Source organism: Skermanella sp., from assembly GCF_059503625.1.
Genome location: NZ_JCACHA010000773.1, coordinates 1 through 9,740 on the forward strand (window position 1 = coordinate 1; position 9,740 = coordinate 9,740).

The window sequence follows — 9,740 nt, forward strand, 5'->3', positions numbered from 1 at the left end:
CTTCTCGACATGGGCCGCCAAATCGAGCGTGTGGTCGCGCACGAGGCGTTCGACCAGGTCCGCGTCCCGCTTCTTCAGCGCATCGATGATGTGCCTGTGCTGCACCATCGACCGGTGCGCCCGGTCATCCTGATGAATGGTGATCTTGCGGATCGCGCGGATGTGGACGAACAGGTTTTCGGTTATCTCGAAGATCAGGTTGCAGTCCGACGAGCGGATGATCGACTGATGGAACTGGATGTTGGCATCGGAGTATTCGTCCAGGTGCTCGTCGAGCCCATCGTCGTGGAAGCCCAGGAAAAGCTCTTCCAGGTCGCGTATTTCCGCATCCGTCGCACGCTGCGTGATCAGCCGGGCGGCCATGCTTTCCAGGGCCGCCCAAACGGTGATCATCTCGATGATCTCGCGCTTGGTCTTGCGGACCACGAAGATGCCGCGCCGGGGCACCGAGCGCACGAAACCTTCCCGCTCCAGCAGCGCCATCGCTTCGCGCACCGGGGTCCGGCTGACGCCAAGGGCTTCGCACAGTTGCCGCTCGTCCAGACGGATCTCGCTGGGATGGTCGTAGATGCCCATCTGCGAAATGGCGCTCTTCAAAGCGGCATACGCCTTGGTCTTGAAACTGGCCCCCGTATCCAGGGGCTCGACCGCGAACTTCATGGTGTTCATTACTGCCTCCACCCGTCCCGGCTCTTGATGCCCTGCGGCTATTCGTCCGGTGTTCGGCTCGGTATTCGCGTTCCGGCCTCTGAATGAAGAATATTGTATACCAGATACGGTCTACCCGACAACGCCTTTGTTCAGTCCGGACGAAATTTCTTTTTCCGCACAGTGGAAAAGGCGCAACAATCTTGTTGCGCCGCAGCAAAACAAAGTCGGCAGGCGCTTGGATAGGGGAGTTTCAGCTTACCGCAATGCGGTCGGAAAGCGGCAAGACCACCCGGCAGACCACGCCCTGCGGATTGAAGTCGAGATCGACCTCGCCGTCGACCTCGTGCGCCAGCCCCCGCTCGATCAAGCGGGAGCCGAAGCCGCGGCGCTGGGGCGGGACGACCAAGGGACCGCCGCTTTCGCCCCACTCGATCCGCAGCGCCGGCTGGATGCCGCCGGTCACCGCCCATTCCAGCGTCACTTCGCCCTGCTCCACCGACAGCGCGCCGTATTTCGCGGCGTTGGTCGCCAGCTCGTGCAGCGCCAGATGGAGGGAAACCGCCATGCCCGGAGCCAAGGCCACGGCAGGTCCGGAGATCTTGACCCTGCCGCCCGGCGTCGTATGGGGATTGAGCGTCATCTCGGCGACCTCGCGCAGCGATGCGCCGCGCCATTGCCCCTTGGTCAGCAGGTCGTGCGCCTGGGCCAGAGCCTGGAGCCGGGACTGGAACGCCTCGGGAAAACGCTCGGCGGCAGGGCTCGCCCGCAGGGTCTGGGACGCGATGGACTGCACCATGGCCAGCGTGTTCTTGACGCGGTGGTTCAGCTCCTCCAGCAGGAGTTGCTGGCTGGCCTCGGCGCGCTTGCGCTCGGTGATGTCCACGCAGGCGCCGCTCATGTAGGAAGGCCGGCCGTCGTCGCCGCGGAACGTCTTGCCCTGATCCAGGATCCAGCGCACCGAGCCGTCCGGCTGCGGCACGCGGTATTCCATCGACAGATCGGCGCCGTCCTTCATGCACATGCCGCACTGCCCGGCCACATCAGCCCGGTCTTCGGGATGCACGAGATTCAGGAAGTCCGGCAGGGTCGCGACCTTGCGGCGAGGGTCGAGGCCGAACAGCCGGTCGAGCGCGTCATCCCACTCGAGCACGCCTGTCCGCATGTCCCAGCGGAAGGTGCCGGTGCCGGACGCCACCAGCGCCGCCCGCAGCCGCTCCTCGGCGCGGCTGGCGCTGGCCTCCGCCTCGCGCCGTTCGGCGCGCAGCCGGGCCATGACCAGACTGGCCCGGACGCGGGCCTTCAGCTCGCGGGCGGAGAACGGCTTGACGAGGTAGTCGTCGGCCCCGGCATCCAGTCCCTCGACCTTGGCTTCCTCGCCGGCGCGGGCCGACAGCATCACGACCGGCAGGTCGCGGAGAAGCCGGTCGGCCCTGATCGCGTCCAGCAGCGCGAAGCCGTCGAGCCGGGGCATCATGACGTCGGTCAGCAGCAGGTCGGGCAGCCGCGTCCGGATGGCGTCCAGGGCCGCCTGTCCGTCCGCCACCGCTTCCACCTCGCAGGTGGTGGAGAGCAGCCGGGCGACGTAGTCGCGCATGTCGGCGTTGTCGTCGGCCAGGAGGACGCGCGGCCGTCCAAGCTGCCGGACCGTCTCTTCGTCCTGCCCCGCCGCTGCGGCGTCGCCGGCGTCCCGGCGCCCGGAGGTCCCGGAGGTTCCGGAGGTTCCGGAGGTTCCGGATGTATTGTCATCCGGCAGCCAGCGCAGGGCTTCCTCGACGAAGGCCCTGGCCCGCGTCGCGGGGGCAACGGTGTCGTGCCTCGCATCGATGGACCGTTCCGGCAGATGCGCGGAGCCGAACGGAACGGTGATGGTGAACGTGCTGCCCTGTCCCGGGATGCTTTCGGCCGAGGCCGATCCACCATGCAGGTTGGCAAGCTCCTGGACCAGCGCCAGCCCGATCCCACTGCCCTCATGGGTCCGGCCTTGCGCGCCCTCCACCCGATGGAACCGCTCGAACAGCCGCGGCAGTTCGTCGGCGGCGATGCCGGTGCCGGTATCGCTGACGGCAAGCCGGACGGACGCATCGTCGGCGGAGGACCGCAGCGATACCGTGATGGAACCGGCGAGCGTGAACTTGAACGCGTTGGAGATCAGGTTGAGGACGATCTTCTCCCACATCCCGCGGTCGACATGGACCTGCCGGGGCAGCGGGGGACAATCCACGATCAGGTCCAGCCCGGCCTTTTCGCAGGCCGAGCGGAAGCTGCTGGCGAGGTCCGCCGTAAGGGTCGCCAGATCGGTCGGCTCGAACGCCGCCTGTGCCCGGCCGGCCTCGATCCGGGAGAAGTCGAGCAGCATGTTGACCAGCTTGAGCAGGCGGAGGCTGTTGCGATGGGCGACCTCCACGGCTTCCCTGCCCTTGGCCGACAGGTCCTCCATCGCCGTCAGATCTTCCAGCGGTCCCAGCATCAGGGTCAGCGGCGTCCTGAATTCGTGGCTGACATTGCTGAAGAAGGCCGTCTTGGCGCGGTCGATCTCGGCCAGCGCCTCGGCGCGCCGGCGCTCCTCCTCGTAGGCCTGCGCATTGCCGATCGCCGCGGCGACCTGCCCCGCGACCAGCGACATGAAGCCCTGGTAGCCCTCGTCGAACAGGCGGCAGGGATTGAGGCCCGCGACCAGCACGCCGGCGCGCCCCGACTGTCCGGCGGGCGTGACCGGCAGCGCTATCGCCTGCATCGGCGGCTGGTCCCAGGCGCCGCTCGGCAGGCCGTCGCGGAAACGCCCGGACAGATCAGGCACGACGACGGCGGCATTGCCGGCCATGACCTGGCCGAGCGGCCAGACGGCGGAAGGGTCGTTCAGGTCGACCTCGATCGGAGCGGCGTCATGGCCGGGCTCGATCCCCGAAGCGCCGGCGAGCGTGGCCCGGCCCGTCGCCGGGTCGGTCATGTAGATCATCGCGAAGGGAAGGTCGCGCCGGTTCGTTTCCAGCGCCTCGGCGCTGCGGGCACAGGCGGCCTCGATCGTCCGGGCTTCCGACGCACCCGCCGCGAGTTCCTGGAGCAGCGCCAGCTGCCGGCCGCCGACAATCCGCTGGGTGTCGTCGGTATTGGCGCAGATGATGCCGCCGGTGCCGCCCTCGTCGTTGGGGACCGGGCTGTAGGAGAAGGTATAGTGGGTCTCTTCGCGGTAGCCGTTCCGTTCCATCAGCAGCAGCAGGGCCTCGTCGTAGGTGCCCTCGTTGTGATGCATCGCGGATTCCGCGCGCGGCACGACCTGATCCCAGATCTCCCGCCAGACGGCCGAGGCCGGCTGGCCCAGCGCCCACGGATGCTTGCCGCCGAGGATCGAGCGGTAGGCGTCGTTGTGCAGGTTGATCAGGTGGTCGCCCCACCAGACGAACATCGCCTGCCGCGAGGTCAGCAGGATACGCACGCAGGTCTTGAGACTGCGCGGCCAGCCTTCGGGAGGGCCGAGCGGCGTCGCGGCCCAGTCCATCGACCTCATGAGCCGGCCGGTTTCGCCTCCACCCGCGAACAACTCCGAGCCGAGAGCATCCCCGCGGTTTCCCGATTGCGCCTGTTCATTGGGCGACGGCATGGATTCCTCTGGAACAAACGCACAATGAGCAGTGAACACACGGAGGGCGAATTCGGCCGCTCGAATTCGTGCCGACCATGACCCCCCGTCCCTGGCGGGCCGGCGAGGTTTGCCGCAAGAGACATGCCGCAAGAGACATGCCGCAAGAGACATGCCGCAAGAGACATAAGGTCTGACCTTTGTCGCTCTCCCATTCTGCCGACAGGACCTTACAAGATACCTCCAACAAATATGCCGGGGGAAGAACAATGGTCAGCTTCGCGATACTGGGCTGCGGGCGTATCGGCCGGATGCATGCCCGCAACATCGAGGCCCATCCGCGCGCCGAACTGGTCGGCGTCTACGACGTGGTGGCGAAGGCCGCCGGCGACGTGGCGGCGGAACTGGGCGCCAGGGTGCTGGGATCGGTCGACGAGGCGCTGACCGATCCCAAGATCGACGCCGTCTTCATCGCGTCGTCCACCGACACCCACGTCGATCTGATCACCCGATCCGCCAAGGCCGGCAAGGCCGTACTGTGCGAGAAGCCGATCGACCTGGATATCGGCCGGGTCGAGGCCTGCTGGAACGAGATCGGCCCGCTGAACCCTCTGGTCATGATCGGCTTCAACCGCCGCTTCGACCCCTCCTTCAAGGCGTTGCGCGACCGCATCCAGGGCGGCGAACTGGGCCGGCTGGAGCAGGTCGTCATCACCAGCCGCGACCCGGCGCCGCCGCCTGTTCAGTACGTCAAGGGCTCCGGCGGGCTGTTCCGCGACATGACGATCCACGACTTCGACATGGCGCGCTATCTGGCCGGCGACATCGTCGAGGTCCAGGCGATGGGCGGCAACCTGATCGATCCCGCGATCAAGGACGCCGGCGACATCGACGCCGCGATGATCGTCATGCGGGCGGCTTCCGGCGCACTGGTCCACATCAACAACAGCCGCCGGTGCAGCTACGGCTACGACCAGCGGGTCGAAGCATTCGGCGAGAAGGGCATGCTCCAGGCCCATAACCGCCGGGCGACCACGGTGGAAGCCTGGGGGGCAGAGGGAACGCAGGCCCGTGACCCCGTGTTGAATTTCTTTATCGAGCGCTACTTCGAAGCTTACATGGCCGAAATCAACCACTTCGTCGATTGCATGGAGAAGCACGAGAAGCCGCTGGCGGGCTTCCCCGAGGGCCGCGAAGCCCTGCGCCTCGCCGACGCCGCCCTGGAATCGCTGAACACCGGCCGGAGCGTCCGCCTCGACGGCTGAAACTCCGAAAGACGAGACTGCGAAAGAAAAGAAACGGGGGAGGAAAACGCGATGGAGAAGACGATCCGTCTGACCGCCGCCCAGGCGGTGGTCCGGTACCTTGCCGCCCAGTGTTCCGAGATCGGCGGCGCCGAGGTGCCTCTGTTCGCCGGCTGCTGGGGTATCTTCGGCCACGGCAACGTCGCCGGGCTGGGCGAGGCGCTGTATCACGCCCGCGAGACGCTGCCCACATTCCGCGCCCATAACGAGCAGGGCATGGCGTTGGCGGCTGTCGCCTTCGCCAAGGCCAAGAACCGCCGCCAGATGATGGCCTGCACGACCTCGATCGGTCCGGGTGCGGCCAACATGGTCACCGCCGCCGGCGTCGCCCATGTCAACCGCCTGCCGGTGCTCCTGCTGCCGGGCGACGTCTTCGCCAGCCGTCGGCCCGATCCGGTGCTCCAGCAGATCGAGGACTTCAACGACGCCACCGTCAGCGTCAACGACTGCTTCCGCCCGGTTTCGCGCTGGTGGGACCGGATCACCCGACCGGAACAGCTTCTGACCTCCCTGCCCAGAGCCATCCAGGTGCTGACCGATCCGGTGGACTGCGGACCGGCGACCCTGTGCATGGCGCAGGACGTCCAGGCGGAAGCCTACGACTACCCGGAAAGCTTCTTCCGCCCGCAGACCCATCGCATCAGGCGTCCGGCCCCGGATGCTGACGAGTTCTCCCGCGCGCTCGATCTGCTGAGCAAAGCGGAGCGTCCGCTGATCATCGCGGGCGGCGGCGTGCTGTATTCGGAAGCAGCACGGACGCTTCAAGAGTTCGCGGCCAAGCACGCCGTTCCGGTCGCCGAGACCCAGGCCGGCAAAAGCTGCATGCCGTGGGACCACCCCCAGGCCGCCGGCTCCGTCGGCGTCACCGGCAGCAGCGCTTCCAACACGCTGGTCCGCGAGGCCGACGTGATCCTGGCGGTCGGCACCCGGCTTCAGGACTTCACGACCGGCTCCCGCGCCTTGGTGCCGGGGGAGGCGGCGCTGATCCAGCTCAACATCCAGGCTTTCGACGCCGGCAAGCACCGCGCCCTGCCGCTGGTCGGCGACGCCAAGCGGACGCTCGAAGACCTTACCGCGGCCCTCGGGAGCTACAAGTCCTCATCCGTCTGGCAGCAGCGCACGGCGGCGCTGATCGAGGAATGGAACGGTGCGGTCGATCAGGCGACATCGCCGACCAACGCCCAACTGCCGTCGGACGCCGAAGTGATCGGCGGCGTCAACCGGGCGGCCCAGGCCGACGACATCGTCGTCTGCGCCGCCGGCGGGTTGCCGGGCGAGTTGCATAAGCTGTGGCGGTCGGGCCTGCCCAACGGCTACCACATGGAATACGGCTTCTCCTGCATGGGCTACGAGATCGCCGGCGGGCTTGGCGTCAAGATGGCCCATCCCGACCGCGAGGTCTTCGTCATGGTCGGCGACGGCAGCTACATGATGATGAACTCGGAGCTTCAGACTTCCGTCATGCTGGGGCGGAAGCTGATCGTCACCGTCCTCGACAACAGGGGCTTCGGCTGCATCAACCGGCTCCAGCGCGCCTGCGGCGGCGAGAGCTTCAACAACCTGATCCGCAACGTCGATCACCGCGTCGACGAAAGCTGGATCGATTTCGCCGGCCATGCCCGCAGCCTGGGCGCCATCTCCGAGAAGGTCGCCAGCATCGCCGAGCTGGAACAGGCGCTCCAGCGCGCCCGCCAGTCGGAGCGAAGCTATGTCGTCGTGATCGACACCGACCCGATGCCGACGACCGAGGCGGGAGGCGCATGGTGGGACGTGGCCGTTCCGGAGGTTTCCGAACGTGGACAGGTCCGCGACGCCCACGCATCCTATATCGAGGCCCGCCGCGATCAGGCCCAGGGCTGAACCATAACAAGAAACCGGGAGGCTGTGATGACGGTCAAACTGGGCACCAATCCGATCGCCTGGAGCAACGACGATCTGCCTGAACTGGGGGGCGACACTCCCCTGGAAACCTGCCTGCGCGAAACCCGCGAGGCCGGTTTCACCGGGACCGAGATGGGCAACAAGTTTCCCAAGCAGCCGGATGCCCTCAAGGCCAAGCTGGGGGAATACGGACTGGAATTCGTCTCCGGCTGGTACGGCGCCGAACTCCTCACCCGCACGGTCGAGGAGGAGATCAGGGCCATGCAGCCCCATCTCGACCTGCTGGCGGCCTGCGGCTGCAAGGTCATGGTCTTCGCCGAGACATCGGGCACCGTGCAGGGCCGGCGTACCGTGCCGGTCGCCGACCGCCCCGTCATGGAAGAGGACGAATGGCCGGGTTACCTGGACCGTATCACGAAGCTGTCCGAATACATGGCCGGCAAAGGCGTCGCCCTTGCCTTCCACCATCACATGGGCACGGTGATCGAGAAGGCGTCCGAAGTGGACCGTCTGCTGTCCGGCACTCCCGATACGGTCGGTCTGCTGTTCGATACCGGCCACTTCACCTTCGCCGGCGACGATCCGGCCGCCATTTCAAAGAAATGGGCGAAGCGCATCAACCATGTCCATACCAAGGACGTCCGCGCCGACGTGCTGAGGCGTGCCCACGCCGAGCGCTGGAGCTTCCTGGATTCCGTGATCAACGGCGTCTACACGGTCCCCGGCGACGGCTCCATCGACTTCGAATCCGCACTCCGTCCCATCGCCGATGCCGGCTACGACGGCTGGATCATCTGCGAAGCCGAACAGGACCCGGCAAAGGCCCATCCCCTGACATATGCCCGCAAGGGCTATGCCCATCTGCGGGCAACGGTCGAAAAACTCGGCCTCACCGTCCAATAACCGGCTAATAATCGAGGTAACTACCCAATGGCGACCGAAATTCAGCATTTCATCGGCGGCAAGCTGGTCTCCGGCAAGAGCGGCAAGTTCGCGCCCGTCTTCAACCCGGCGACCGGCGAGCAGACCGGCTCCGTTCCGCTGGCGAACGAGGCCGACATGGCCGAAGCGGTAGCCGCCGCCAAGAAGGCCTGGCCGGAATGGGCCGCCACGACACCGCTGCGCCGCGCCCGCATCCTCAACCGCTTCCTGCGCCTGCTGGAAGAGAACGAGAAGCGCATCGCCGCCTGCATCACGTCGGAACATGGCAAGGTCCTGTCCGACGCCGTCGGCGAGCTGACGCGCGGCATCGAGGTGGTCGAGTTCGCGACCGGTGCCCCACAGCTCCTCAAGGGCGAGATCACCGAGAACGTCGGGACCAGCGTCGACAGCCACTCGCTGCGCCAGCCGCTCGGCATCGTCGCCGGTATCACGCCGTTCAACTTCCCGGCCATGGTGCCGATGTGGATGTTCCCGGTGGCACTCGCCTGCGGCAACTGCTTCATCCTGAAGCCGTCGGAACGCGATCCGTCCACCTCCCTTATCCTGGCCGAACTTCTGAAGGAAGCGGGCTTGCCGGATGGCGTCTTCACCGTCGTTCACGGCGACAAGACGGCGGTTGACGCGATCCTGCGCCACCCCGACATCTCGGCCGTCAGCTTCGTCGGCTCCACCCCGATCGCCCGCTACATCTATGAGACCGCCGCCCTCAACGGCAAGCGCTGCCAAGCCTTGGGCGGCGCCAAGAACCACATGGTCATCATGCCCGACGCCGACATGGATCAGGCGGTGGATGCACTGATGGGCGCCGCCTACGGCTCCGCCGGCGAGCGGTGCATGGCGGTTTCGGTCGCGGTGCCGGTCGGAGAGAAGACCGCCAACACCCTGATCGAGAAGCTGGAGCCGAAGATCCGCGGCCTGAAGATCGGTCCCGGCACCGATCCCGAAGCGGAGATGGGCCCGCTGGTCACCGCCCAGCACCTTGCCAAGGTGCGCGGCTACATCGACCAGGGCGAGCGCGAGGGCGCCAAGCTCGTGATCGACGGACGCGGCTTCAAGATGCAGGGCTACGAGGACGGCTATTTCCTGGGTGGCACGCTGTTCGACAACGTCACCACCGACATGACGATCTACAAGGAGGAGATCTTCGGGCCGGTGCTGTCGGTCGTGCGCTCGCCGGACTACCAGACGGCGGCCCGCATGATCAACGAGCACGAGTACGGCAACGGCACCGCCATCTTCACCCGCGACGGCGACACGGCGCGCGAGTTCGCGCACCAGATCCAGGTCGGCATGGTCGGCATCAACGTGCCGATCCCGGTGCCGATGGCGTTCCACAGCTTCGGCGGCTGGAAGGCCTCGCTGTTCGGCGACCACCACATGCATGG

Annotated in this window: 6 protein-coding genes; 4 read left to right on the forward strand and 2 right to left on the reverse strand. The window is 66.7% G+C overall.

Going from position 1 to position 9,740, the window contains the following annotated elements:
• Both AC5JJ6_RS26995 and AC5JJ6_RS27000 read right to left on the reverse strand, forming a co-directional pair.
• A partial coding sequence (locus AC5JJ6_RS26995) for a GntR family transcriptional regulator (protein WP_496045035.1) occupies window positions 1–669 on the reverse strand: 669 nt, incomplete at its 3' end.
• Between the two features lie 232 nt (window positions 670–901).
• Window positions 902–4,249, reverse strand: a complete 3,348-nt coding sequence (locus AC5JJ6_RS27000; protein WP_496045036.1) for an ATP-binding protein — start codon at window positions 4,247–4,249, stop codon at window positions 902–904.
• A gap of 248 nt (window positions 4,250–4,497) precedes the next feature.
• Between AC5JJ6_RS27000 and iolG the strand changes: the two genes are divergently transcribed.
• From iolG to AC5JJ6_RS27020, 4 genes are all read left to right on the forward strand, one after another.
• A complete protein-coding gene (gene iolG / locus AC5JJ6_RS27005; RefSeq protein ID WP_496045037.1) occupies window positions 4,498–5,493 on the forward strand; it encodes an inositol 2-dehydrogenase in 996 nt (331 codons plus the stop codon).
• 51 nt (window positions 5,494–5,544) lie between these two features.
• Window positions 5,545–7,392 carry a 3D-(3,5/4)-trihydroxycyclohexane-1,2-dione acylhydrolase (decyclizing) gene (gene iolD, locus AC5JJ6_RS27010; RefSeq protein WP_496045038.1) on the forward strand — a complete coding sequence of 616 codons (1,848 nt, stop codon included), beginning with the start codon at window positions 5,545–5,547 and terminating at the stop codon, window positions 7,390–7,392.
• 27 nt (window positions 7,393–7,419) lie between these two features.
• The gene (gene iolE, locus AC5JJ6_RS27015; RefSeq protein ID WP_496045039.1) at window positions 7,420–8,316 is read left to right on the forward strand and encodes a myo-inosose-2 dehydratase; all 897 of its coding nucleotides are present in this window, start codon (window positions 7,420–7,422) and stop codon (window positions 8,314–8,316) included.
• A gap of 27 nt (window positions 8,317–8,343) precedes the next feature.
• Window positions 8,344–9,740 (forward strand): CoA-acylating methylmalonate-semialdehyde dehydrogenase (locus AC5JJ6_RS27020; RefSeq protein ID WP_496045040.1); only part of this gene is annotated, 1,397 nt, incomplete at its 3' end.